The 21,915-nt window shown below is 42.2% G+C and carries 38 protein-coding genes and 1 pseudogene; 2 read left to right on the forward strand and 37 right to left on the reverse strand.

The features are described from left to right. Nucleotides 1–206 precede the first annotated feature (206 nt). Nucleotides 207–431 carry a hypothetical protein gene (locus IEV52_RS20525; protein ID WP_308464588.1) on the reverse strand — a complete coding sequence of 75 codons (225 nt, stop codon included), beginning with the start codon at nt 429–431 and terminating at the stop codon, nt 207–209. A gap of 149 nt (nt 432–580) precedes the next feature. Here IEV52_RS20525 and pdaB point away from each other — a divergent pair, with 149 nt between their 5' ends. Continuing rightward, nucleotides 581–1,342 (forward strand): polysaccharide deacetylase family sporulation protein PdaB, encoded by a 762-nt coding sequence (gene pdaB, locus IEV52_RS20530; protein WP_188404446.1) that lies wholly within the window; start codon nt 581–583, stop codon nt 1,340–1,342. Nucleotides 1,343–1,360: 18 nt separating this feature from the next. Here pdaB and IEV52_RS20535 read toward each other — a convergent pair whose 3' ends face one another. Next, entirely contained in the window at nt 1,361–1,981 is a 621-nt protein-coding gene (locus IEV52_RS20535) for a KinB-signaling pathway activation protein (RefSeq protein WP_188404447.1), read from the reverse strand. A gap of 146 nt (nt 1,982–2,127) precedes the next feature. Between IEV52_RS20535 and gerD the strand changes: the two genes are divergently transcribed. Then, complete coding sequence (gerD, locus tag IEV52_RS20540; RefSeq protein ID WP_229754402.1) at nt 2,128–2,751, forward strand: spore germination lipoprotein GerD; 624 nt, start codon at nt 2,128–2,130, stop codon at nt 2,749–2,751. A gap of 25 nt (nt 2,752–2,776) precedes the next feature. Here the strand turns inward: gerD and IEV52_RS20545 are convergent, their stop codons facing one another. The 35 genes and pseudogenes from IEV52_RS20545 to rpsS all read right to left on the reverse strand — a co-directional run bounded on the left by IEV52_RS20545 (nt 2,777) and on the right by rpsS (nt 21,912). Continuing rightward, nucleotides 2,777–3,823 carry an Mrp/NBP35 family ATP-binding protein gene (locus IEV52_RS20545; RefSeq protein ID WP_188404448.1) on the reverse strand — a complete coding sequence of 349 codons (1,047 nt, stop codon included), beginning with the start codon at nt 3,821–3,823 and terminating at the stop codon, nt 2,777–2,779. Nucleotides 3,824–3,921: 98 nt separating this feature from the next. Further along, complete coding sequence (cwlD, locus tag IEV52_RS20550; protein WP_188404449.1) at nt 3,922–4,647, reverse strand: N-acetylmuramoyl-L-alanine amidase CwlD; 726 nt, start codon at nt 4,645–4,647, stop codon at nt 3,922–3,924. 60 nt (nt 4,648–4,707) lie between these two features. After that, nucleotides 4,708–5,148: a DUF2521 family protein gene (locus IEV52_RS20555; RefSeq protein WP_188404450.1), complete on the reverse strand. Its 441-nt coding sequence runs from the start codon at nt 5,146–5,148 to the stop codon at nt 4,708–4,710. 254 nt (nt 5,149–5,402) lie between these two features. Beyond that, entirely contained in the window at nt 5,403–5,795 is a 393-nt protein-coding gene (gene rpsI / locus IEV52_RS20560; protein ID WP_188404451.1) for a 30S ribosomal protein S9, read from the reverse strand. An 18-nt stretch (nt 5,796–5,813) separates the two neighbouring features. Then, nucleotides 5,814–6,251, reverse strand: coding sequence for a 50S ribosomal protein L13 (rplM, locus tag IEV52_RS20565; protein ID WP_188404452.1), 438 nt, complete (start codon nt 6,249–6,251; stop codon nt 5,814–5,816). A gap of 151 nt (nt 6,252–6,402) precedes the next feature. Continuing rightward, nucleotides 6,403–7,155, reverse strand: a complete 753-nt coding sequence (truA, locus tag IEV52_RS20570; protein WP_188404453.1) for a tRNA pseudouridine(38-40) synthase TruA — start codon at nt 7,153–7,155, stop codon at nt 6,403–6,405. A 13-nt stretch (nt 7,156–7,168) separates the two neighbouring features. Continuing rightward, a complete protein-coding gene (locus IEV52_RS20575; protein ID WP_188404454.1) occupies nt 7,169–7,966 on the reverse strand; it encodes an energy-coupling factor transporter transmembrane component T family protein in 798 nt (265 codons plus the stop codon). Nucleotide 7,967: 1 nt separating this feature from the next. After that, nucleotides 7,968–8,834, reverse strand: coding sequence for an energy-coupling factor ABC transporter ATP-binding protein (locus IEV52_RS20580; RefSeq protein WP_188404455.1), 867 nt, complete (start codon nt 8,832–8,834; stop codon nt 7,968–7,970). Then, nucleotides 8,819–9,649, reverse strand: coding sequence for an energy-coupling factor ABC transporter ATP-binding protein (locus IEV52_RS20585; RefSeq protein WP_188404456.1), 831 nt, complete (start codon nt 9,647–9,649; stop codon nt 8,819–8,821). The genes IEV52_RS20580 and IEV52_RS20585 overlap by 16 nt, the downstream gene beginning before the upstream one ends. 334 nt (nt 9,650–9,983) lie before the next feature. Continuing rightward, nucleotides 9,984–10,346 carry a 50S ribosomal protein L17 gene (gene rplQ, locus IEV52_RS20590; protein WP_188404457.1) on the reverse strand — a complete coding sequence of 121 codons (363 nt, stop codon included), beginning with the start codon at nt 10,344–10,346 and terminating at the stop codon, nt 9,984–9,986. A gap of 58 nt (nt 10,347–10,404) precedes the next feature. After that, nucleotides 10,405–11,144, reverse strand: a pseudogene (locus tag IEV52_RS20595) (DNA-directed RNA polymerase subunit alpha). Nucleotides 11,145–11,287: 143 nt separating this feature from the next. Further along, a complete protein-coding gene (gene rpsK, locus IEV52_RS20600; protein ID WP_066237883.1) occupies nt 11,288–11,683 on the reverse strand; it encodes a 30S ribosomal protein S11 in 396 nt (131 codons plus the stop codon). A gap of 20 nt (nt 11,684–11,703) precedes the next feature. Beyond that, nucleotides 11,704–12,069 carry a 30S ribosomal protein S13 gene (gene rpsM / locus IEV52_RS20605; protein WP_066285569.1) on the reverse strand — a complete coding sequence of 122 codons (366 nt, stop codon included), beginning with the start codon at nt 12,067–12,069 and terminating at the stop codon, nt 11,704–11,706. A 21-nt stretch (nt 12,070–12,090) separates the two neighbouring features. Beyond that, nucleotides 12,091–12,204 carry a 50S ribosomal protein L36 gene (gene rpmJ, locus IEV52_RS20610; protein ID WP_007203526.1) on the reverse strand — a complete coding sequence of 38 codons (114 nt, stop codon included), beginning with the start codon at nt 12,202–12,204 and terminating at the stop codon, nt 12,091–12,093. A 35-nt stretch (nt 12,205–12,239) separates the two neighbouring features. Beyond that, the gene (gene infA, locus IEV52_RS20615) at nt 12,240–12,458 is read right to left on the reverse strand and encodes a translation initiation factor IF-1 (RefSeq protein ID WP_066237890.1); all 219 of its coding nucleotides are present in this window, start codon (nt 12,456–12,458) and stop codon (nt 12,240–12,242) included. Further along, nucleotides 12,451–12,774 (reverse strand): KOW domain-containing RNA-binding protein, encoded by a 324-nt coding sequence (locus tag IEV52_RS20620; RefSeq protein ID WP_066390694.1) that lies wholly within the window; start codon nt 12,772–12,774, stop codon nt 12,451–12,453. The genes infA and IEV52_RS20620 overlap by 8 nt, the downstream gene beginning before the upstream one ends. Before the next feature lie 14 nt (nt 12,775–12,788). Continuing rightward, nucleotides 12,789–13,535 (reverse strand): type I methionyl aminopeptidase, encoded by a 747-nt coding sequence (gene map, locus IEV52_RS20625; RefSeq protein ID WP_188404458.1) that lies wholly within the window; start codon nt 13,533–13,535, stop codon nt 12,789–12,791. Then, a complete protein-coding gene (locus tag IEV52_RS20630) occupies nt 13,532–14,185 on the reverse strand; it encodes an adenylate kinase (RefSeq protein WP_188404459.1) in 654 nt (217 codons plus the stop codon). Before IEV52_RS20630 ends, map begins: the two co-directional genes overlap by 4 nt. 69 nt (nt 14,186–14,254) lie before the next feature. Further along, entirely contained in the window at nt 14,255–15,556 is a 1,302-nt protein-coding gene (secY, locus tag IEV52_RS20635; RefSeq protein WP_188404460.1) for a preprotein translocase subunit SecY, read from the reverse strand. Beyond that, nucleotides 15,556–15,996 (reverse strand): 50S ribosomal protein L15, encoded by a 441-nt coding sequence (gene rplO, locus IEV52_RS20640; protein ID WP_188404461.1) that lies wholly within the window; start codon nt 15,994–15,996, stop codon nt 15,556–15,558. Before rplO ends, secY begins: the two co-directional genes overlap by 1 nt. Nucleotides 15,997–16,027: 31 nt before the next feature. Beyond that, the gene (rpmD, locus tag IEV52_RS20645; protein ID WP_066237910.1) at nt 16,028–16,216 is read right to left on the reverse strand and encodes a 50S ribosomal protein L30; all 189 of its coding nucleotides are present in this window, start codon (nt 16,214–16,216) and stop codon (nt 16,028–16,030) included. 14 nt (nt 16,217–16,230) lie between these two features. Then, complete coding sequence (rpsE, locus tag IEV52_RS20650) at nt 16,231–16,731, reverse strand: 30S ribosomal protein S5 (RefSeq protein WP_066237913.1); 501 nt, start codon at nt 16,729–16,731, stop codon at nt 16,231–16,233. 14 nt (nt 16,732–16,745) lie between these two features. Next, nucleotides 16,746–17,108, reverse strand: coding sequence for a 50S ribosomal protein L18 (gene rplR / locus IEV52_RS20655; protein WP_188404462.1), 363 nt, complete (start codon nt 17,106–17,108; stop codon nt 16,746–16,748). A gap of 31 nt (nt 17,109–17,139) precedes the next feature. Beyond that, the gene (gene rplF, locus IEV52_RS20660) at nt 17,140–17,679 is read right to left on the reverse strand and encodes a 50S ribosomal protein L6 (protein ID WP_066237919.1); all 540 of its coding nucleotides are present in this window, start codon (nt 17,677–17,679) and stop codon (nt 17,140–17,142) included. A 24-nt stretch (nt 17,680–17,703) separates the two neighbouring features. Beyond that, nucleotides 17,704–18,102, reverse strand: coding sequence for a 30S ribosomal protein S8 (gene rpsH / locus IEV52_RS20665; RefSeq protein ID WP_188404463.1), 399 nt, complete (start codon nt 18,100–18,102; stop codon nt 17,704–17,706). A gap of 32 nt (nt 18,103–18,134) precedes the next feature. Beyond that, the gene (gene rpsN, locus IEV52_RS20670) at nt 18,135–18,320 is read right to left on the reverse strand and encodes a 30S ribosomal protein S14 (protein ID WP_066237928.1); all 186 of its coding nucleotides are present in this window, start codon (nt 18,318–18,320) and stop codon (nt 18,135–18,137) included. A 24-nt stretch (nt 18,321–18,344) separates the two neighbouring features. After that, nucleotides 18,345–18,884, reverse strand: coding sequence for a 50S ribosomal protein L5 (rplE, locus tag IEV52_RS20675; protein WP_188404464.1), 540 nt, complete (start codon nt 18,882–18,884; stop codon nt 18,345–18,347). 26 nt (nt 18,885–18,910) lie between these two features. Next, complete coding sequence (gene rplX, locus IEV52_RS20680) at nt 18,911–19,222, reverse strand: 50S ribosomal protein L24 (RefSeq protein WP_066294477.1); 312 nt, start codon at nt 19,220–19,222, stop codon at nt 18,911–18,913. A gap of 57 nt (nt 19,223–19,279) precedes the next feature. Next, entirely contained in the window at nt 19,280–19,648 is a 369-nt protein-coding gene (gene rplN, locus IEV52_RS20685) for a 50S ribosomal protein L14 (RefSeq protein ID WP_066237936.1), read from the reverse strand. A gap of 45 nt (nt 19,649–19,693) precedes the next feature. Continuing rightward, entirely contained in the window at nt 19,694–19,957 is a 264-nt protein-coding gene (gene rpsQ, locus IEV52_RS20690; protein WP_188404465.1) for a 30S ribosomal protein S17, read from the reverse strand. Between the two features lie 22 nt (nt 19,958–19,979). Next, nucleotides 19,980–20,183: a 50S ribosomal protein L29 gene (rpmC, locus tag IEV52_RS20695; RefSeq protein WP_188404466.1), complete on the reverse strand. Its 204-nt coding sequence runs from the start codon at nt 20,181–20,183 to the stop codon at nt 19,980–19,982. Next, a complete protein-coding gene (gene rplP, locus IEV52_RS20700; RefSeq protein ID WP_066237943.1) occupies nt 20,173–20,607 on the reverse strand; it encodes a 50S ribosomal protein L16 in 435 nt (144 codons plus the stop codon). The genes rpmC and rplP overlap by 11 nt, the downstream gene beginning before the upstream one ends. A gap of 2 nt (nt 20,608–20,609) precedes the next feature. Further along, complete coding sequence (rpsC, locus tag IEV52_RS20705) at nt 20,610–21,269, reverse strand: 30S ribosomal protein S3 (RefSeq protein WP_188404467.1); 660 nt, start codon at nt 21,267–21,269, stop codon at nt 20,610–20,612. Nucleotides 21,270–21,272: 3 nt separating this feature from the next. Next, nucleotides 21,273–21,614 carry a 50S ribosomal protein L22 gene (gene rplV / locus IEV52_RS20710; protein ID WP_066237948.1) on the reverse strand — a complete coding sequence of 114 codons (342 nt, stop codon included), beginning with the start codon at nt 21,612–21,614 and terminating at the stop codon, nt 21,273–21,275. A 19-nt stretch (nt 21,615–21,633) separates the two neighbouring features. After that, complete coding sequence (gene rpsS / locus IEV52_RS20715; protein ID WP_066285535.1) at nt 21,634–21,912, reverse strand: 30S ribosomal protein S19; 279 nt, start codon at nt 21,910–21,912, stop codon at nt 21,634–21,636. Nucleotides 21,913–21,915 lie beyond the last annotated feature (3 nt).

Here is a 21,915-nt window from a genome sequence, read left to right on the forward strand (position 1 = left end):
CTTTTGTTCAGTTTTCAAAGAACTTTTTTGTTGCTTATTTCGTGCGTCGCTCGTTTTGGCGACTTTTATAAGATACCACCGTTTGCTGTTTGATGTCAACAGCTTTTTTCGATGTTTCTTATTTTTGTTTGTTGCGTCCTGTAAAAGCGACAAGTAGTAATATACCACCTTCAATATATTCTGGTCAACAGTTTTTTAAAAAAAAGTTAATTTCTTTGTTTTTGCCTTAAGTACCTTCTGCAGTCTGAGGGTTTTGCAAACCTGCAGAATAGACGATAGATGATCTGGTATCTCTCTTCAAGAACCGATTTTACAATTCCGTCAATCTTATGATCTTCTAGATCAAACCTTAGTTCTTCCATCTCTTTCTTTAACACATATTCAAATTCATGAAGCTCCTGATGGTTTAACAGCATTCCTACCAAAGACAATTGATAACACCCCGCTTGTATTTTTCTTTTAACATTATTGCCATGAAAATGGTGTGTTATTATTTTACGTTTTTCTAAATAACCGGCATATCTTGTCCGTATCAACATAAATATTTTGTAAGTAAGTTGGACAGGGGGTAAGAAGTTATATGAAATATTTCTTTGTCATAAACGGCAAAAAAGTAAAACAGTACATGGTTGTTGTGTTTGCGGCATTTTTTGCAGCTTCCATTGCTTTTGTAGGACAACAGCAGCTGTCTGTTTTTTCATCAAAAGAGGGTCCTCGCGCAATCTATAAAGGAGAAGATCAAGGAAACAAAGTATCCCTTACCTTTGATATCAGCTGGGGAGACAAGAGGGTTACACCGATTCTTGATGTCTTAAAAGAAAAAGGTGTGAAAAACTGTACGTTCTTTATATCCGCTGCTTGGGCAGAACGTCACCCAGATATTGTTGAACGAATCGTAAAAGATGGCCATGAAGTAGCGAGCTTAGGCTATCAATATAAAAGTTATACAGAATGGGAAGACAAACAGATTAAACGAGATATCCTCCTAGCTCAAGAAAAGATTAAAAAAGTATCCGGGAAAATGACTTCGTTGCTTAGACCGCCAAACGGTAATTTTGATGAGCGTGTACTGAACATTTCTGAGGATTTGAATCATACGGTGGTTCATTGGAGCATCGATACAAAAGATTGGAAGAACCCTGGAGTAGAAAAGATCGTGACAACGGCAACAGATGGTACAAAGGCAGGAGACATTATTTTATTGCATGCATCTGATTCTGTTAAGCAAACACACAAAGCATTACCGACGATCATCGATAAGCTCCGCGGAGATGGCTTCAAATTTGTGAGTGTAAGTGAAATGATCGCAAATACCGAAGCGAAAAGTAAAGAGGTTAATTAATGAATAAAAAGCCCCTGCTTACAAGGCAGTGGGCTTTGTTTGTTTTGCGTTCTTTTTTTGGTCGGGCTGAAGCAATCGGTGCAGCATCAAGATTTGATATGTGTTACAAAGCATTAATGGAACAAACCCCATCCATAGCGATAGTGTGTTGTTTTCTTTTAGTACAGGCACCCACTCTAGAATGGTAACAACCGTAATAAAGAATAAAGTAGGAATGAATGCTACATTCGACGTTTGTTTTACTTTTAAATATGCGATGAGCAGTCCATAAGCTAAAATCGCCAGCGGAATGACAATATAATTAATGATGCTCTCGCCTTCTTTATGAAAAGACGAATACCGCAAGAAGAATAGATCAAATAATACAACCGCAATGAGAACCAGCTGCACACCATTCCATAAGCGGTGGCTTTTAAAGATACCGAGGCCAAAGCGATGGACGGTCAGATAAGCAAAGAACCCCATCTGGCTGAAAACACTGAACAATGCACCAAATCCGATCAATCCAAAGATATATAATAACAGTTCGAACAGACTGCTGTTCTCAGGAAACTTTAATATAAGACCAACGGTGATTGCACTTACAATCCCAATTAACAATGTGGTTATGAATAAAAAGAGCCAGCTTTTAATTTTCACCCTTATTTCCCCCTCTTACATGCTCCGTAACGATTGTACCAATGTCTTTTTTAAATTGCCAGTTTTCCTTTAAATAACCAGTATAAATAAGCCTTAAAAATCAATCCTATAAGTATTGAGCCCACTTGAAAGGAGGAGGAATTCGGTTGAAAAAAATATACATTTTCCTCTTTTGTATGATGCTCGTTGCTCTTTCGGGCTGTGCTCAAAACGAAGCCCAGGGCAGTACACAGATCGATTACGAAGCAACCAAGAAGATGCTTGTCGATCTGTTAAAAACAGATGAGGGAAAAAAGGCCATTAAAGAAGTTTTATCAGATAAAGAAATTCAACAAGAAATACTGATCGATCAAGAAGTAATCAAACAGACGATTGAAAAGCAGCTTCTATCTGAAAAGGGACAGAAGTTTTGGCAGGCGCTATTTAAAGATCCTAAGTTCTCAGTTGCCTTTGCAAAAAGTATGCGTAAAGAACATGAAAAACTGATGAAGGACCTAATTAAAGACCCACAATATCAGGCAGAAGTTATGAAAATCATGCAAAACCCGCAAATGGCACAAAAATTATTAGCTCTTGTTGATACCCAGCCTGTCAGAACAGAAATGAAAAAGGTAATGCTTGAAACATTTGAAAGTCCCATTGTTCAGGCTCAGATACAAGATATGCTGAAAAAAGTGGCTCATGAAGAAATCGATCAGTCCATTTCCAAAAAAGAAAAAGAAGCATCAGGCAGCGGCGGACAGAACCAAGAGTCTAAAAGCTCACAATAAAAGCCTCCCGTATGGAAGGCTTTTTTTATTTTGTTTTCTCGATAATCGTTTTTGCCATTTGAATATAATGCTCACCGATCGGATGAGTCAGTTCATAGACACTTGGTGCAAAATCATCTTCTTTGATCTCGGGCTGGCCAAGAGGAATCTGTCCGAGTAAAGGAACATTTAATTCTTCTGCTAATCGTTTTCCTCCATCTTTACCGAATACATATTCTTTTTCACCCGTAGATTCACTTTGGAAATACGACATGTTCTCTACGATGCCGAGGACTTCGTGGTTTGTTTTGATCGCCATTGTTCCCGCTCGTGCTGCTACGAAAGCTGCTGTTGCATGCGGCGTTGTAACGATCACTTCTTTACACTTCGGAAGCATCTTATGAACGTCCAAGGCTACGTCACCTGTTCCTGGCGGTAGATCAAGAAGAACATAGTCTAAGTCTCCCCATTCAACTTCACTAAAAAAGTTCATGAGCATTTTTCCTAACATCGGCCCTCTCCAAATAACAGGTGCGTTATCTTCCACGAAGAAAGCCATGGAAATTACTTTTACATCAAAACGCTCAACAGGAAAGATCCGGTCTCCTTTTACTTTTGGGCGTTCGGTGATTCCCATCATATCAGGAACACTAAAACCGTAAATATCCGCATCGATCAGCCCGACTTTTTTCCCTAATCTTGCGAGCGCAACTGCCAAGTTAACGGACACAGTAGACTTCCCTACACCGCCTTTACCACTAGCGATCGCAATAAATTCTGTTTTGCTGTTTTCAGATAGAATAGATGGTGCACCCTGCTGCTGACCGCTCGGTTGTTGTTCGGCCTCTACATCTTCTCTTTTTTCAAAACGCAGACCAACGGATTCTGCCCCTGCGTTTTTTAATACTTGCACTATCTGTTGCTGAAGCTGCATTTGTTCTGGCGTACCTGTATGCACGAGACCGATTTTCAAACCAACATAACCTTCTTTTATTTTTAACTCACGAATACTTCCGGATTCCACCATGCTTTTATGTAAATAAGGGTCTTGAATAGGACTTAACAGCTCGATGACTTTTTCTTCTGTTAGCACATAGACACATCCTTTACCTGTAAAATTCCTTTTCAGTATATCACAACCGCAACAATCAAGCATGTAAGCGGTTTTTTAAGGTCATAATAAAAATCTCCTCAATCAAGAGGAGATTTTGGTGGTTTTTCATTTGTATAATACCTTAGCATACCTTGGTAGATCGAAGCGGCTACACTTTCCTGATACGATTCTGTTTTTAACAATTCCCGTTCTGATGGATTAGATAAAAATCCAACCTCAACTAAGGCACCTGGTACTTCTGCTGTTCGAAGCAGATAAAGACCCTCTATTGATTTTGCAAATCGATTTGTGTTTTCCAAGTTCCGCTTAATTTCATCTTGTATAAATTTAGATAAAGCTTCTCCGCCTTCTTTGCCGGGGTGATAAAACACTTGAGCCCCTCTCCACCGAGATGAAGGTAGTGAGTTTAAATGGATCGATATAAATAAGTCCGCATGATTCTCATTAATAATTCGTTTTCTCTCTTTTAAGTCTTCCCATTTTCGATGTCTTAACTTCTTTGTGTCTTCATCTGCCAGATCTTTATCTGTTTCACGTGTCATGATGACAAGTGCCCCTGCTTCTTGCAGGTAATCACGAAGCATAACTGAGATGTTCAAAGCAATTTCCTTTTCCAATACTTCTCCATCCCCAACCGCACCGCCGTCAGCACCTCCATGTCCTGGGTCTATGACAATGATCTTTCCAGACAGCGGCAAATTCCATGAACGCCATGAATCATTATCTAAAAAACGATAGGTGAAAATAAAGATAAGGACTGCACATCCTAATGCAAATGCGGCTCCCTTCACCCATTTCTTCATGTTTCGTCCCCCTATACAAGCCATATATCCTATGTATATGGGACAAGAGAAAAATTATACTTATTGAAGTTTCATCCGATATCGTTTTTCTCCGTTTTTATATCCTTCCATCCACCAAACGTGTACAAAAGCTTCACAACACAGATGTAAAGATTCCATCATCATCTCTGTGCCCCAGCACCAGAACTGCCAATATTCATAGAGACCATCTGCGATCGCCTTTTGCTTTTCATAAGCTCTGTCCTTTATTTTTTCTAATGTTTCGCCGTGATAAGCAAAGCGGCTATAGCCTGCACCTAACAGATAAGCGTCAATGGCCATGTCTATGCATGCATCCTCAATATCATTTTGATATAAAAGCGAGTATTGAAAAAACGGTTGAAATAAACGTTGAAATTCCTTTTTTATAGTGGCAAGAGATAAATCTCGAAGTACTTTTCGCTCAAAATTCTCTTTTTTGTATCTTTGTTTCTCTTTGAAGTTGTTAAGCACGATTGCCATCATTTTCTCCCCTTCCTGCGTTTTTAAGTTCGCATTGTTTTTGCCATATCTATATTTTTCTCAAAGCGCTGGTTAACGACACTGCATAAAAGATGGGAAAAAAACCGAGTAATGGCTAAAGAGAGGGTGAATGATGTTCAAACGATTGGTACAAGTTACATCTTAAACAGTAGCAATCATCCTTAATTTAGACTGATAAACAAAAAAACCCTGCTCTCGTGATGAGAACAGGGTTTTGATGAACATATAAAGAATTAACGTTTTGAGAACTGAGGTGCACGACGAGCGCCTTTAAGTCCGTACTTCTTACGCTCTTTCATACGAGCGTCACGAGTAAGGAATCCAGCTGCTTTAAGAGATGCACGGTACTCAGGATCTGCTTCTAGAAGCGCACGAGAGATACCATGACGGATAGCTCCTGCTTGTCCAGTGTATCCACCACCATGAACAGTTACTAATACGTCATACTTGTCAGTTGTTTCAGTTGTGTTAAGTGGTTGCTTAACGATAAGCTTTAATGTTTCTAATCCGAAAAATTCGTCAATGTCACGTCCGTTGATAACGATACGGCCTTCACCAGGAACTAATCGTACACGTGCAACGGAGTGCTTACGACGTCCAGTGCCATAATATTGTACTTGTGCCACGTAAATACCCTCCTTTTATTATCCGCGTAATTCGTAGTTCTCAGGTTTTTGTGCTTGATGGTTGTGTTCAGCTCCAGCATATACGTGAAGCTTTTTGAACATTTGGCGACCAAGGCTGTTCTTAGGAATCATACCTTTGATTGCTAGCTCAAGCATTTGAACCGGACGAGTTGTACGCATTTCTAATGCAGTTCTCGTACGAAGTCCACCTGGGTGACCAGTGTGGCGGTAATAAATTTTGTCAGTTAATTTCTTACCTGTTAATTCGATCTTTTCCGCGTTGATGATGATAACGTGATCACCAGTGTCAACGTGTGGTGTATAAATAGGTTTATGCTTACCGCGAAGGATAGAAGCTACTTCACTAGAAAGACGTCCAAGAGTCTTGCCTTCAGCGTCGATCACAAACCATTTACGTTCTACTTCAGAAGCTTTCGCCATGAAAGTCGTACGCATGTGTTTTCCCTCCTGTATCTTCAATCAAATTCATTATATTCAATGTGAACATTTCCCGAGATATCAACACGGGGCATGTGGACGATATCTGTAGAAATACCAAATAATATCTTATAATATATAAACAACGATGTCAAGTGTATCCTAAATATTATTCAGGTTTATCTTGGTAATTTACTTGATGCAAATAGAGTCCATGTGCAGGTGCTGTTTTCCTTGCTAATGAACGGTCTTTGCCAACTAAAATATGCTGGATATCTTCCGGCTTCCGCTTGCCTGATCCCACTTCTAAAAGTGTACCGACGATGATACGAACCATGTTGTATAAAAAGCCGCTTCCCTTAATCTGAAACGTTAGCTGCTCTCCCTCTTCTACAATATCCAGCGCATAGATCGTCCGTACTTTATCAGCTACTTCCGAACGAGCGGATGAAAAGGAAGTAAAATCGTAGGTGCCTAAAAAGAATAAAGCCGCCCTTTTGATATCATCCACGTTTATTGCGTAAGAATAATGAAGCATATGGTTTCTTTTAAACACATCCGCTTGTTTACTTGTCAGCAGCTTATAATGATATTCTTTGCTTACAGCAGAAAAACGGGAATGAAAAGACGGGCTTACCTCTTCTACCTTTCTGATCAGAATATCGTTTGGCAGCATTGCATTTAAAGCTTTGCACCATGCATCTGGATATATACTTAAATCAGAATCAAAATGAAACACTTGGCCGACAGCATGTACACCTGCATCCGTACGTCCAGAAGCAGCAATACTGATGGGTTCACCTTTATGCATCTTTTGCAGAACCGACTGGATGATTCCTTGCACCGTTCTGCCGCTGGGCTGGATCTGGTATCCTGCAAATTCAGTACCGTCATAAGCGACGGTTACTTTCATACGAGCCATGTTTCAATCTCCTTTAACTGCGTAATACGAATAACAAAACGGTCAGCAGCAGCAACAATATAAGGGCAAATGAATCGCGTTTATGCCATTCAAGTGCTCTCAGACGCGTTCTTCCTTCACCGCCTCGATATCCTCTAGCTTCCATAGCAAGTGCAAGCTCCTCAGCCCGTTTGAACGAGGAAACGAATAGCGGGACTAGAAGGGGTACAAACGCCCTAGCTCGTTCTTTAATCGGACCGCTTGTAAAATCTGCACCTCGCGCCATCTGTGCTTTCATGATCTTCTCCGTTTCTTGTAGAAGAGTCGGAATAAACCGTAGAGAGATCGACATCATCAAAGCAAATTCATGAACTGGAAGCTTCCATTTTTTTAACGGTCCAAGCAAGTGTTCCAAGCCATCTGTAATATCGATCGGTGTAGTTGTTAAAGTCAATAAAGACGTCATTAAAACAAGGAGCAAAAGTCTCATCGCAATGAATACCCCTTGGATTATTCCGCCCTCGTATATTTCGAGAAAGCCTGCTTTATAGAGAAGATCCCCTTCTTTCGTTAAAAACACATGCAGAAAGAGTGTGAAGACAACAAGAATAAGAATCGGCTTTAAACCTTTATATAAGAACCGCATTGGTACTTTAGACAACGTAATCGTTACCGCCGTAAAAGCGATAAGCAAGCCGTATGTTACCCAGTTATTAGCTAAAAAAACAATAAATAAGTAAAAGAATGCAGCAATCAGCTTTGAGCGTGAATCCATACGATGCAATGGAGAAGAAGCAGGATAATATTGCCCGATAATTACATTTTGCAGCATGCTAGCTCCCCCTCTTCTTCAGGCTCTGGCTCACTTGCTTTGCCAGTTCCTCAATCGTAAAGTTTGACAGGGAGAGGTTCTGCCCAGATCTCTCATTCCATCTCATAAGAAACTGTACAGTCTCAGGCACATCTAGACCTGCTTGCTGCAGAGCTTCTCTCTGATTAAAGATATCAGCTGGTTTTCCATGCAGATAAAGTTCCCCTTTATGCATAACCGCGATCTCATCTGCGTATCGAGAGGCATCCTCCATGCTATGAGTAACTAGAATGGTTGTTAAGCTTTTACTCTTGTGAAGATTGTAAAACAGCTCCATGATTTCAACCCGGCCTGAGGGATCTAGCCCTGCAGTGGGTTCGTCTAGAATCAGTACTTCTGGATTCATCGCAAGTACACCAGCAATGGCAACTCTGCGCATTTGCCCTCCACTTAGATCAAATGGCGACTTTTCTAGAACCGTTTGCGGCAGTCCAACCATTTCAATCACTTTTGCAGCAGTTTTCTTGGCTTTTTCTTCTGATACACCGAAATTGCGCGGACCAAACATGATATCTTTTTCAACTGTTTCTTCAAAAAGCTGATGCTCTGGATATTGAAAAACAATTCCTGCTTTCTTTCGAAGAGGTTTTAAATCTTGTTTTTTTCCGCCTGCTTCTAAAACCGTGCTCCCCATTTTTATCGAACCGCTTGAAGGCTTTAAAAGTCCGTTAAGATGCTGAATGAGCGTTGACTTTCCTGACCCTGTATGACCAATTAAAGCAAGAAATGTTCCGTCGTTTATATCGAGGCTGATATCGTGAAGCGCACGCCTCTCAAATGGTGTACCTTGCATGTATCGGTGTTCCAGGCTATTTATGCTAATTTCCATAATGCATTCACCAGCGCTTCCTGTGTTAAATAGCCTTTATCAAGCTCTACCCCTTCTTGACGAAGAGCTTCGCTTAACTTTAGTGAAAACGGTAAATCCAGACCAGCTGATTTTAACAATTCCCTCTGCTGAAAAATCACTTCAGGTATGCCCTCAGCTGCCTTTTCCCCCATTTTCATGACGACGACTCTGTCTGCACTTAGCGCTTCCTCTAAATCGTGTGTGATGGAAATGACAGTGATGCCTTCTTTTCTATTCAGTTCACGTACAGTCTCAATGACCTCTAACCGTCCGATAGGATCAAGCATGGATGTTGCCTCATCCAAAACAATAACAGATGGCTTTTGTGCTAATATACCAGCTATGGCCACTCTCTGCTTCTGACCTCCAGATAGTTGGTGCGGCTCCTGATTTAAAAAAGCTTCCATCCCAACACGCTCTACACTCTCACTGATCCGCTTAATCATCTCTTTCCGGGGAACACCGAAATTTTCGAGACCAAACGCGATATCATCTTGTACACTTGTCCCGACAAATTGATTATCCGGATTCTGAAAGACCATACCAACTTGTCTTCTTACCTCCCAGATGTCCTCTGGACGCGCTGTCGCGTATTCTGAGACATAAACAGTCCCTTCGTTAGGCAACAGAAGTCCGTTAAGCATCTTGGCTAATGTAGATTTGCCTGAACCGTTGTGGCCGACAATAGACAGCCATTCTCCTTTATGCACATCTAACGTTACACCTTTTAGTGTAGGTGTCTCTTCTCCTGGATAATAAAAGGTCACATCTTTAACGGTAATGATGTTTTTCATGTGACATCCTCCTCTTAGCTGCTGCTCATTCTAGCTGCTCTCTGCTCATAATTAATCTTTTCTAAAAATTGTTGTTTTTTAATTGACTAACTCTTCATTGACAAGTTGATTGGAGCGCAAGGTGCGTGACTCCTGCGGGATGAGGGGGATAGGTGAGACCCTGCCAGCGCAAAGCGATAGGGAGGCTCACCGCCCACCCCGCGGAAAGCGAGCACATGGAGCGCAGATCAACCCTTACTAATAGCTACAAATGCTTTTGTTAAAGCACTTTAAATCAAATAAAAAAGGGCAAGATTGTCATCGAAGACTTGATCCCGCCCTTTCATACGTTTTATTAAACTAATTCAATGATAACCATTGGTGCACCATCACCACGGCGAGGGCCGATTTTTGCGATGCGAGTGTAACCACCGTTACGCTCAGCATAGCGAGGTGCAAGATCACTGAAAAGCTTTTGAAGAGATCTTTGGCCAGTCTCTGTGTCAGCTACTTCATTACGAAGAAATGAAGCTGCTTGACGACGAGCATGAAGGTCTCCACGCTTACCAAGCGTAATCATTTTTTCAGCAAATTTACGAACTTCTTTTGCACGTGCTTCTGTAGTTTCAATACGCTCGTTGATGATTAAATCAGTAGCTAAATCACGAAGCATTGCTTTACGAACCGCAGATACACGACCTAACTTTTGGTATCCCATGCTTGTATTCCCTCCTCTGCGCGTTTCTCTCTCGTCTTGAAAAAGCGCGTATTACGAATTAATCGTCAGCGCGTAATGAAAGACCTAACTCTTCAAGTTTCTCTTGAACTTCTTCAAGAGATTTCTTTCCAAGGTTGCGTCTCAGCGTTCTGAGCTTGATCTGTTAAGCCAACAAAAATGTTTAAATGTTCGCTAATGATCTTCGCACCAAGAGAAACTGCTTCCTCTGGACGAATGCTCCCATCTGTCCATACATCAAGCGTTAGCTTATCATAGTTTGTTACTTGTCCTACACGAGTGTTTTCCACTTGGTAATTCACACGAGAAATAGGTGTGTAAATTGAATCAACAGGAATAACTCCGATCGGCAGGTCTTCGCGTTTATTGCCTTCTGCCTGAACATAACCACGACCACGCTTAGCATGAAGCTTCATTTGGAAATGAGCTCCTTTTGCTAGTGTTGCGATATGAAGATCCGGATTAAGGATTTCAACATCGCTGTCATGAGTAATGTCACCAGCTGTTACAACACCGTCGCCTTGAACATCGCTTTAGGTTTAAGATGATGGTTGTTACATCTTCAACTACACCTTCAACTGTAGAGAACTCATGCAATACGCCATTAATCTGAATAGATGTAACTGCTGCACCAGGTAGTGAGGACAACAAGATACGACGCAAGGAGTTGCCTAGTGTAGTCCCGTATCCACGTTCAAGTGGTTCAACAACAAACTTTCCGTATGTGGCATCGTCGCTGATTTCAACCGTCTCAATTCTTGGCTTTTCGATTTCGATCATTCAACTGAACCCTCCTTCAAACGTCGAATCTCGGCTGGAGATTTCCAGCCGAAATTCCCCATAGGCATTCCGACTTATCAATTACCAAAACTTTCACTATAACCATTATAGACAAGTTATAGAAATATATACCGTGTATATCGTTACACGCGACGGCGTTTTGGCGGGCGGCAACCGTTGTGAGGTACAGGAGTAACGTCACGAATAGCTGTTACTTCTAAGCCTACCGCTTGAAGGGCACGGATTGCTGCTTCACGTCCAGCACCAGGTCCTTTAACGGATACTTCCAACGTTTTCATACCATGTTCCATTGCAGTCTTACCAGCTGTTTCAGCTGCCATTTGTGCTGCGAACGGAGTAGACTTACGAGAACCTTTAAATCCTAGGTGACCAGCAGTCGCCCAAGAGATTGCGTTCCCGTGCGTGTCAGTGATCGTAATGATCGTGTTGTTGAATGTAGAACGGATATGTGCTACGCCGACTTCAACATTCTTTTTGACACGACGCTTACGTGTATTAGTCTTACGTGCTTTTGCCATTTAGAGTTTACCTCCTTTACTTACTTTTTCTTATTCGCTACAGTTCTACGAGGTCCTTTACGAGTACGGGAGTTGTTCTTCGTGTTTTGACCACGTACTGGTAATCCACGACGATGACGAACACCACGATATGCTCCGATCTCGATTAGACGCTTGATGTTAAGTGATACTTCACGGCGAAGGTCACCTTCCACTTTGTGTCCATCGATGACTTCGCGGATTTTATTTAATTCATCTTCAGTAAGATCACGAACGCGTGTATCTTCAGAAACTCCAGCTTGAGCAAGAATTTGCTGTGCTTTTGTTTTACCGATACCGAAGATGTAAGTTAATGAGATAACTACTCGCTTGTCACGAGGAATATCTACACCTGCAACACGTGCCATAATTTTTGCACCTCCTGTTTATTAACCTTGTTTTTGTTTATGTTTCGGATTTTCACAGATCACCATTACAGTGCCTCTGCGGCGAATCACTTTACATTTTTCACATATTGGCTTGACTGATGGTCTTACCTTCATTTTTTATAACCTCCTTATGTCACGGAGTACATTGATTATTTAAAACGATACGTTATACGACCACGTGATAAGTCATACGGAGACAATTCTACGGTTACTTTATCCCCTGGAAGAATTCGAATGTAGTGCATACGAATCTTTCCAGAAACGTGCGCTAGAACTTTGTGTCCGTTTTCTAGTTCAACACGAAACATGGCGTTCGGAAGAGGTTCAATAACTGTACCTTCTACCTCAATAACATCATCTTTAGCCATCGACTTGATCTCCCTTCTTCAGAGCAATGACTTTCTCGTCGGAAAACTTCGCTACTGCATAACGCAATTTGCCATTGGTTACACGACCTGTTTCAAGAATGCTTTTAACAACTTCCGGAGAAGTAAAATCTAGCAGTTCTAAGTGGTTTAGGTTTTTCCGTTTGGCCCGATCAAACTTGCGCTTGTCGCCATCTGCTACGAGGACGAAACGCCCATCGAGAATACCGACGATAACACCTAACCGATCTGCGTCTCTTCCTTTTAGTATCCGAACCAGTTGACCTATGTTCGGTACCGAATCAGATTCGCTTACCATTTCATCACCTTCACTTAGATCTTAGTTAAGATTTCAAAGCCTTCTTCCGTAATGACAACCGTATGTTCAAAGTGAGCACACCATTTGCCATCCGTTGTGACAACCGTCCAGTTATCGGATAATGTTCGAACATAGCGAGTTCCCGCATTTATCATAGGTTCTATTGCTAGAACCATGCCCTTTTTCAGTACTGGCCCTTTACCAGGCGGTCCATAATGAGGAATCTGCGGGTCCTCATGTAAGTCCTGGCCTATTCCGTGTCCAACGTATTCGCGAACAACAGAAAAACCTTCTTCCTCAGCATACTTTTGTATCTCATGAGAAATATCAGTCAACCGGGCACCGGCTTTTGCCTTTTGAAGTCCTCTATATAAAGACTCTTCGGTCACATCCAGAAGTTTTTGAGCTTCATCTGAAATCTCGCCAACCCCATACGTCCAAGCGGAGTCTCCGTGGTATCCATTGTACTTCGCCCCAATATCTATAGAGATAATGTCGCCATGGTTGAGTACGCGTTTACCTGGGATCCCGTGCACAAGTTCTTCATTTACAGAAGCACAGATGCTCCCACTAAAACCATTATAGTTTTTAAATGAAGGAATTGCACCTTGGCTGCGGATAAACTTATCAGCAATTTTGTCCAGTTCCTTAGTAGTTATGCCAGGCTTAATGTGTTTTTTTAACTCTTGATGAGTTAAGGCAACAATGCGACCTGCCTCCCGCATGATTTCAATCTCCCGCGGTGTTTTGCAGATTATCATTTCGCCAATCCCCCAATAAGTTGGTCAATGTCTTGAAAGACTTTGTCGATATCCTGATCACCATTAATGTTTTTCAGGTAACCTTTTTCACCATAAAAATCAAGCAGTGGTTTAGCCTGCTTCATGTTTACATCTAAACGGTTTCGAACGGTCTCTTCATTATCATCTTGACGTTGGATAAGCGTACCGCCGTCTTTATCACATACTCCTTCAACCTTTGGCGGGTTGAATATTACATGATACGTGCTTCCGCATGTTTGGCAAATCCGACGACCTGTTAATCGCTGCATCAGCTTATCCGAATCTACTGAGATGTTTAGAACATAATCAATCTTTCGGTCTAGCTCATTCGTGATTTCTTCCAGTGCTTCCGCTTGGGCAGCTGTCCGAGGGAATCCATCTAGTAAAAATCCTTTTTCGCAGTCCTTTTTAGAAAGTCGGTCACGTACGATACCGATTGTAACTTCGTCAGGAACGAGGTTACCCGCATCCATGTACGATTTTGCCTCAAGTCCAAGAGGAGTCTCCTCTTTGATTGCTGCTCGGAACATATCTCCAGTTGAGATATGAGGTATTCCGTATTTCTCAACAATTCGTTCTGCTTGAGTACCCTTACCTGCTCCGGGCAATCCCATTAAGACTAGATACATCTAATCCCTCCATAAATCACAATCGTCTTTTTGTAAGAGCATGCTGGGAAGATGATTCTTCCCGAGCTCTTATTTAATGAAGCCTTTGTAGTGCCGCTTGATCAGCTGGCTCTCAATCTGCTTCATGGTGTCTAATGCCACACCTACAACAATCAGCAAGCTTGTTCCACCAATTTGAATGGCTGGCGGAAGGTTCAAACCTGGAATTGCTGTAAAGACAACTGGCAGGACTGCGATTGCAGCCAGGAATAGAGATCCAACAAATGTTAATCGATACAGAATTCTTGTTATATAAGTTTGAGTGTTAGCCCCTGGGCGAATCCCAGGAATGTATCCACCCTGCTTCTTTAAGTTTTCCGCCATTTGCTCCGGATTTACCTGGATAAACGTATAGAAATACGAGAACCCAATAATAAGGAGCGCATATATAATCATTCCGACTGGCTTCGTGTAGTCAAACGTGTTGATAATCCAAGTCGTAACATCATTCTGTCCGAAAAAGCCAGCAACAGTTCTTGGCGTGATGATCAAGGAAATCGCGAAGATAACCGGGATAACACCTGCTGCGTTAACTTTGATCGGCAGATGAGTGGACTGGCCGCCAACAGGCTTTGTTCCAACGACTCGTTTTGCATACTGAATCGGGATTTTCCGAACACCTTGTTGAATAAAGATAACACCCATAATAACGAGTACAATCGCAAGAGCAAGCAGTACAATCGTTACGATATGCATGAATAACTGATCGTTACCGCCCTCAAATTGCGTTGTGAAAAGCTGGTTAACTGCTGTAGGAATAGCTGCGGCAATCCCCGCAAAAATCAGAACTGAGATTCCGTTTCCAATCCCCTTAAGGGTAATCTGCTCACCTAACCACATTAAGAATGCAGTACCTGCAGTTAAAACTAACGCGATAAATAGATACGTAGTCATGCTAGGGTTTTGAATAAGTCCTGGGAAAAGATTGTTAAAACCGATAGACATACCGATTGCCTGGATAAAACCAAGAACAATAGTTCCATAGCGCGTGAACTGAGCTAATTTCTTACGCCCAACTTCACCTTGCTTACTCCACTCCGTAAATTTAGGAACAACGTCCATCTGCAGAAGCTGCACGATGATCGAAGCTGTAATATACGGCATGATACCCATAGCGAAAATGGAGAAGTTCTGTAACGCTCCACCGCCAAACGTATTTAAAAAACCAAAAATGTTAGCACTGTCGCCTGTACTGAATTTCAGTACATCGCGATTTACACCAGGTACTGGGATGAATGTTCCTAGACGGAACACCACCAGCATTGCAAGTGTAAACAATATCTTGTTTCTCAGATCACCCACACGCATAATGTTGGAGATTGTCTGGAACATTAGATCACCTCAGTAGTTCCGCCCGCTGCTTCAATTGCTTCTTTAGCAGAAACAGAGAATTTGTGCGCCTTAACTGTAAGCTTAACTTCTAACTTGCCATTACCTAGAACTTTGATACCGTTCTTAAGACTGCTTACTACTCCTGTTTCAAGAAGAAGTTCAGGAGTTACCTCTGTGCCCTCTTCAAAACGTACTAGCTTCTCAAGATTTACAACTGCATACTCTTTACGAGTAGGGTTTGTGAATCCGCGTTTCGGTAAACGACGTGCTAATGGATTTTGTCCACCTTCGAATCCAGGTCTAACACCACCGCCTGAACGAGAGTTTTGACCTTTGTGTCCACGACCACTTGTTTTACCATTGCCTGATCCGATACCGCGACCTACACGGTTGCGAACTTTACGGGATCCTTCTGATGGCTTCAACTCATGAAGTTTCATCTGAGCACCTCCTCATGATTTATTTAACTTATTAAGCTTCTAATTCTTTCACTGTTAAAAGGTGAGACACCTTATTAACCATACCGCGGATAGCCGCGTTATCTTCGTGCACAACTGTCTGGTGCATTTTGCGTAAACCAAGTGTCTTAACAACGATACGTTGGTTTTCCGGACGGCCGATTACACTGCGAGTGAGGGTGATTTCTAATTTCTTAGCCATCTAAAGTTCCCTCCTTAACCTAAAAGCTCTTGTACTGATTTACCGCGAAGTTTCGCAACATCTTCAGCACGCTTTAAATTTTTCAAACCTTCAATTGTTGCACGAACCATGTTGATTGGGTTGTTAGATCCAAGTGACTTAGAAAGGATGTCACCTACACCAGCAAGCTCCAATACCGCACGTACAGGTCCACCAGCAATTACCCCAGTACCTTCAGATGCAGGCTTAAGAAGTACGTTACCTGCTCCAAAGCGTCCAATTACTTGGTGAGGAATTGTTGTTTTTACGATTGGTACAGTTACTAAGTTCTTCTTAGCATCTTCAATCGCCTTACGGATCGCTTCTGGCACCTCTTGGGCTTTACCAGTACCGAATCCAACGTGACCATTTTTGTCACCTACGACAACCACTGCAGCAAAGCGGAAACGACGTCCACCTTTTACTACCTTAGCTACACGGTTAACCGTAACGACGCGTTCTTCAAGTTCAAGTTTGTTAGGGTCGATACGCATCAGGTTCCCTCCTTCGATTAAAATTCTAACCCAGCTTCACGAGCTGCGTCTGCTAATGCTTTTACACGTCCATGGTATAAATAACCGCCACGGTCAAATACTACCGCTTTGATTCCTTTTTCAATTGCACGCTTTGCGATTTCTTCACCAATCGCTTTAGCAGCATCCACGTTTCCACCGTTTTCTACACTTACACCTTTATCAAGGGAAGATGCAGATACAATTGTTACACCTGCTTGATCATCGATCAATTGAGCATAGATGTGCTTTGTAGAACGGAATACGTTCAAACGAGGACGTTGTGCTGTTCCGCTTACAACGCGGCGAACACGAGCATGTCTTTTCTTACGATTGACATTCTTATCTGCTTTCGTGATCATCCTTTGCACTCCTTTCCGCTACCTAACGGCTTTATTTACCAGTCTTACCTTCTTTACGGCGAACGAATTCACCTTCGTAACGAATACCTTTACCTTTGTAAGGCTCAGGTGAACGAACTGAACGGATGTTTGCAGCAACTTCACCTACACGTTGCTTGTCAATACCCTTAACGATAACCTTCGTGTTAGAAGGTACTTCGATGTCGATTCCTTGTTCAGGAACGATTTCAACAGGGTGAGAGTAACCTACGTTAAGTACAAGCTTGTTACCAGCTTTGGAAGCACGATATCCAACCCCGATAATTTCAAGAGCTCTTTCATAACCGTTTGTTACACCGATTACCATGTTGTTTAATACGCTGCGAGTCGTACCATGCAATGCACGGTGCTCTTTGTGGTCGCTCGGGCGTTCCACAGTAATTTCGTTATCTTGAACATTAATTTTAATGTCAGCATTGAATTTGCGAGAAAGTTCACCTTTAGGGCCTTTTACAGATACAGTGTTGTCATTAGCAACATCGATCGTAACGCCGCCTGGAACTTCTATCGGTTTGTTACCTACGCGAGACATGTTGACACCTCCATTCGCTATTTATTACCAAACGTACGCTAGTACTTCGCCACCCATTTGTGATTGGCGAGCTTCTTTATCAGTCATAATGCCTTTAGAAGTAGATACGATCGCAATTCCAAGTCCGCCAAGTACACGTGGCAGATCACTTGATTTTGCATAAACACGTAAACCAGGCTTACTAATACGCTTTAGACCTGAGATTACACGCTCATTGTTAGAACCGTACTTAAGGAAGATGCGAATCATTCCTTGTTTGCTATCCTCTACATATTCAACATCGCGAACAAAACCTTCACGCTTAAGGATTTCAGCTATTTCTTTTTTCATATTAGAAGCAGGAAGCTCCAACTTATCGTGACGAACAGTGTTTGCGTTGCGGATACGAGTAAGCATATCTGCAATTGGATCTGTCATAACCATTACTAGTTACCTCCTTCCCTTTTTTCAGGGTATTACCAGCTGGCTTTTTTAACGCCAGGAATTTGACCTTTGTAAGCAAGTTCTCTGAAACAGATACGGCACAGTTTGAACTTGCGGATTACTGAATGAGGACGCCCGCAACGTTCACAGCGCGTATATTCTTGCACTTGGAACTTTTGCTTGCGTTGTTGCTTAGCAATCATGGATTTCTTTGCCACGGGTAAACCTCCTTTGGCTAAAGGTTATTTTTGGAATGGCATTCCGACTTGTGTAAGAAGCTCACGTGCTTCTTCGTCAGTGTTCGCAGTCGTTACGATAACGATGTCCATTCCGCGAACTTTGTTTACTTTATCATAGTCGATCTCCGGGAAGATCAATTGCTCTTTAACTCCAAGCGTGTAGTTACCGCGGCCGTCGAAAGACTTCTTGGAAACCCCGCGGAAGTCACGTACACGTGGAAGGGAAACGCTGATTAACTTATCAAGGAAGTCATACATGCGCTCTCCGCGAAGTGTAACTTTTGATCCGATCGGCATACCTTCACGAAGTTTGAATCCAGCGATAGATTTCTTTGCACGAGTAATCACAGGCTTTTGACCAGCGATTGCTGTAAGTTCCTCTACTGCTGTATCTAACACTTTAGAGTTGGAAACTGCTTCACCAACACCCATGTTAATAACGATTTTTTCAATCTTTGGCACTTGCATAATTGAAGTGTAATTAAACTTTTCCATTAGAGATGGTAAGATCTCTGATTTATATCGCTCTTGTAGACGGTTCATTATGTGTCCTCCTTTCACTCTGAGACTTATTTATCTAGGGTTTCACCAGATTTTTTGGCCACACGAACTTTTTTCCCATCAACTACATTGTAGCCTACACGAGTAGGAGCACCAGTTTTAGGGTCAAGAGGCATTACGTTAGAAGCATGAATTGGTGCTTCTTGGCTAAGGATTCCACCTTGTGGATTAGCTTGAGAAGGTTTTGCGTGTTTCTTAACAACGTTCACGCCTTCAACAAGCACTCTGTTTAGCTTTGGATATGCTTCAAGGATCACACCTTGTTTGCCTTTATCCTTGCCGGAAATAACTTGTACTTTATCGCCTTTTTTCACATGCAATGGCATTGTGATGTTGCACCTCCTTACAAGACAATAAGCGCCTTGCTAGTAAATATATTAAAGAACTTCTGGAGCAAGAGATACGATTTTCATAAATTGCTTGTCACGAAGTTCACGTGCTACAGGTCCGAAGATACGAGTTCCTCGAGGACCTTTGTCATCCTTAACGATTACAGCCGCGTTTTCATCAAAGCGGATGTAAGATCCGTCGTTACGGCGCATACCACGCTTAGAGCGTACCACTACCGCTTTAACAACGTCACCTTTCTTAACAACGCCACCTGGTGTTGCGGACTTAACCGAACATACAATAATGTCACCAACGTTAGCGTACTTACGACCAGAACCACCAAGAACTTTAATGCAAAGTAGCTCTTTCGCACCGGAGTTATCTGCTACTCTTAAACGGGATTCTTGTTGAATCATGCGAATGGACCTCCTTTCGGATATGAGTATAATCCGAACAATTTATTAAATAATTACTGCTTCTTGAACAACTTCTACTAGACGGAATCGCTTATCTTTAGAAAGCGGGCGCGTCTCCATGATCTTAACGATATCATTGATCTTTGCAGTGTTGTTTTCATCATGCGCTTTTAACTTTTTAGAGTATTTCACGCGCTTGTTATATAAAGGGTGTGTTTTGTATGTTTCAACAAGTACTGTAATCGTTTTGTCCATCTTGTCAGATACAACACGACCAGTATACACCTTGCGCTGGTTACGTTCACTCATTGTGCGAACCTCCTCTCAAGATTTAACCGTTAGTAATCCCAAGCTCTCTTTCACGTAAAACCGTTTTTGCACGGGCAATTGCTTTACGAACTTCACGAATGCGGGCTGGGTTTTCTAGTTGACCTGTCGCTAGTTGGAAACGAAGGTTAAAAAGCTCTTCTTTAAGTGCTTTTGCTTTTTGTTCAACTTCTGCAGTGGTCAGGTTACGGATTTCATTAGCCTTCATTTGTGTCACCACCCACTTCTTCGCGTTTAACAAACTTACATTTTACTGGAAGTTTGTGTGCTGCAAGACGCAACGCTTCGCGTGCCACTTCTTCAGAGACACCAGCGATTTCAAACATAACTTTTCCAGGCTTAACAACTGCTACCCATCCTTCAGGAGCACCTTTACCAGAACCCATTCGGACTTCAAGAGGCTTTGCAGTGTAAGGCTTAGACGGGAAAATTTTAATCCATACTTTACCGCCACGCTTCATATAACGAGTCATCGCAATACGAGCTGCTTCGATCTGGCGGTTAGTAATCCAAGAAGCTTCTAGAGCTTGCAAACCGAATTCCCCGAAATGAACTTCAGTACCGCCTTTTGCGTTTCCACGCATTTTACCACGGTGTTCACGACGATATTTAACACGTTTTGGCAATAACATAATTATTTGCCTCCTTCCTCTTTTTTCGTTCCTCTTGTTGGAAGGACCTCACCACGATAAATCCAGATTTTCACTCCAAGCTTACCGTAAGTTGTGTCTGCTTCAGCAGTACCGTAGTCGATGTCTGCACGAAGTGTGTGAAGAGGAACTGTTCCTTCACTGTAATGTTCAGAACGAGCGATATCAGCTCCGCCAAGACGGCCTGATACTTCTGTCTTGATACCTTTCGCACCAGCACGCATAGCACGTTGAATCGCTTGCTTCATTGCACGACGGAAAGATACACGGTTTTCAAGTTGACGAGCGATGTTTTCAGCTACTAGCTTAGCATCAACGTCAGCTTGCTTGATTTCAAAGATGTTTACATGAACTCGCTTACCAGTCATATCGTTAAGAGCTTTACGAAGTGCTTCAACTTCAGATCCACCTTTACCGATTACCATTCCTGGCTTAGCAGTCTTGATTGTGATATTTACACGGTTAGCTGCACGTTCGATTTCAACACCGGATACAGCCGCGTCTTTTAAACGCTTTTCAATATAAGAACGGATCTTAAGGTCTTCATGTAAAAGATTAGCGTAATCCTTTTCAGCGTACCATTTTGAATCCCAGTCACGGATGACGCCAATACGTAGACCTATTGGATTTACTTTTTGACCCACGTCTTAACCCTCCTTCTTTTCAGAAACAACGATTGTGATGTGGCTAGTACGTTTGTTGATACGGCTTGCGCGACCCATCGCACGAGGACGGAAACGCTTAAGAGTAATACCTTCATCAACGAACGCTTGCTTAATCACTAGGTTGTTCGGTTCCATTTCATAGTTGTGTTCTGCGTTTGCAATAGCAGACTTAAGCACCTTTTCAATTACAGGAGAAGCTGCTTTAGGCGTCAAACGTAGAATCGCAAGTGCCTCACCTACTTGCTTGCCTCGAATCAAGTCGATTACGATACGAGCTTTACGAGGAGCAATACGCACTTGTTTAGCAATTGCTTTTGCTTCCATTTTGTGTACCTCCCCTCAATTAACGTCTAGTTTTCTTATCATCAGCTGCATGGCCTTTGTAAGTACGAGTAGGTGCAAACTCACCTAGCTTGTGACCGACCATATCTTCTGTTACATATACCGGCACGTGCTTACGACCATCATAAACAGCGATTGTGTGACCGATGAAGTCAGGGAAAATCGTAGAACGACGAGACCAAGTTTTAACTACTTTCTTGTCGTTAGATTCATTAAGTGCCTCGACCTTTTTCATCAAGTGGTCATCTACAAAAGGCCCTTTTTTCAAACTGCGACCCATTTG

The organism is Fictibacillus barbaricus (assembly GCF_014635025.1).
Lineage (GTDB): Bacteria > Bacillota > Bacilli > Bacillales > Fictibacillaceae > Fictibacillus > Fictibacillus barbaricus.

Coding starts and splice junctions, on each gene's coding strand:
- pdaB (WP_188404446.1), top strand. CDS start 581: ATGAAATATTTCTTTGTCATAAACGGCAAAAAAGTAAAACAGTACATG.
- cwlD (WP_188404449.1), bottom strand. CDS start 4,647: ATGAAGAAATGGGTGAAGGGAGCCGCATTTGCATTAGGATGTGCAGTC.
- IEV52_RS20555 (WP_188404450.1), bottom strand. CDS start 5,148: ATGGCAATCGTGCTTAACAACTTCAAAGAGAAACAAAGATACAAAAAA.
- rplM (WP_188404452.1), bottom strand. CDS start 6,251: ATGCGTACGACTTTCATGGCGAAAGCTTCTGAAGTAGAACGTAAATGG.
- truA (WP_188404453.1), bottom strand. CDS start 7,155: ATGGCTCGTATGAAAGTAACCGTCGCTTATGACGGTACTGAATTTGCA.
- IEV52_RS20575 (WP_188404454.1), bottom strand. CDS start 7,966: ATGCTGCAAAATGTAATTATCGGGCAATATTATCCTGCTTCTTCTCCA.
- IEV52_RS20580 (WP_188404455.1), bottom strand. CDS start 8,834: ATGGAAATTAGCATAAATAGCCTGGAACACCGATACATGCAAGGTACA.
- IEV52_RS20585 (WP_188404456.1), bottom strand. CDS start 9,649: ATGAAAAACATCATTACCGTTAAAGATGTGACCTTTTATTATCCAGGA.
- rplQ (WP_188404457.1), bottom strand. CDS start 10,346: ATGGGATACCAAAAGTTAGGTCGTGTATCTGCGGTTCGTAAAGCAATG.
- rpsK (WP_066237883.1), bottom strand. CDS start 11,683: ATGGCAAAAGCACGTAAGACTAATACACGTAAGCGTCGTGTCAAAAAG.
- rpsM (WP_066285569.1), bottom strand. CDS start 12,069: ATGGCACGTGTTGCAGGTGTAGATATTCCTCGTGACAAGCGAGTAGTT.
- rpmJ (WP_007203526.1), bottom strand. CDS start 12,204: ATGAAGGTAAGACCATCAGTCAAGCCAATATGTGAAAAATGTAAAGTG.
- infA (WP_066237890.1), bottom strand. CDS start 12,458: ATGGCTAAAGATGATGTTATTGAGGTAGAAGGTACAGTTATTGAACCT.
- IEV52_RS20620 (WP_066390694.1), bottom strand. CDS start 12,774: ATGGTAAGCGAATCTGATTCGGTACCGAACATAGGTCAACTGGTTCGG.
- map (WP_188404458.1), bottom strand. CDS start 13,535: ATGATAATCTGCAAAACACCGCGGGAGATTGAAATCATGCGGGAGGCA.
- IEV52_RS20630 (WP_188404459.1), bottom strand. CDS start 14,185: ATGTATCTAGTCTTAATGGGATTGCCCGGAGCAGGTAAGGGTACTCAA.
- secY (WP_188404460.1), bottom strand. CDS start 15,556: ATGTTCCAGACAATCTCCAACATTATGCGTGTGGGTGATCTGAGAAAC.
- rplO (WP_188404461.1), bottom strand. CDS start 15,996: ATGAAACTTCATGAGTTGAAGCCATCAGAAGGATCCCGTAAAGTTCGC.
- rpmD (WP_066237910.1), bottom strand. CDS start 16,216: ATGGCTAAGAAATTAGAAATCACCCTCACTCGCAGTGTAATCGGCCGT.
- rplR (WP_188404462.1), bottom strand. CDS start 17,108: ATGATCACGAAAGCAGATAAGAATGTCAATCGTAAGAAAAGACATGCT.
- rplF (WP_066237919.1), bottom strand. CDS start 17,679: ATGTCTCGCGTAGGTAACAAACCGATAGAAGTTCCAGGCGGCGTTACG.
- rpsH (WP_188404463.1), bottom strand. CDS start 18,102: ATGGTTATGACAGATCCAATTGCAGATATGCTTACTCGTATCCGCAAC.
- rplE (WP_188404464.1), bottom strand. CDS start 18,884: ATGAACCGTCTACAAGAGCGATATAAATCAGAGATCTTACCATCTCTA.
- rplN (WP_066237936.1), bottom strand. CDS start 19,648: ATGATTCAACAAGAATCCCGTTTAAGAGTAGCAGATAACTCCGGTGCG.
- rpsQ (WP_188404465.1), bottom strand. CDS start 19,957: ATGAGTGAACGTAACCAGCGCAAGGTGTATACTGGTCGTGTTGTATCT.
- rpmC (WP_188404466.1), bottom strand. CDS start 20,183: ATGAAGGCTAATGAAATCCGTAACCTGACCACTGCAGAAGTTGAACAA.
- rplP (WP_066237943.1), bottom strand. CDS start 20,607: ATGTTATTGCCAAAACGTGTTAAATATCGTCGTGAACACCGTGGTAAA.
- rplV (WP_066237948.1), bottom strand. CDS start 21,614: ATGGAAGCAAAAGCAATTGCTAAACAAGTGCGTATTGCTCCTCGTAAA.
- rpsS (WP_066285535.1), bottom strand. CDS start 21,912: ATGGGTCGCAGTTTGAAAAAAGGGCCTTTTGTAGATGACCACTTGATG.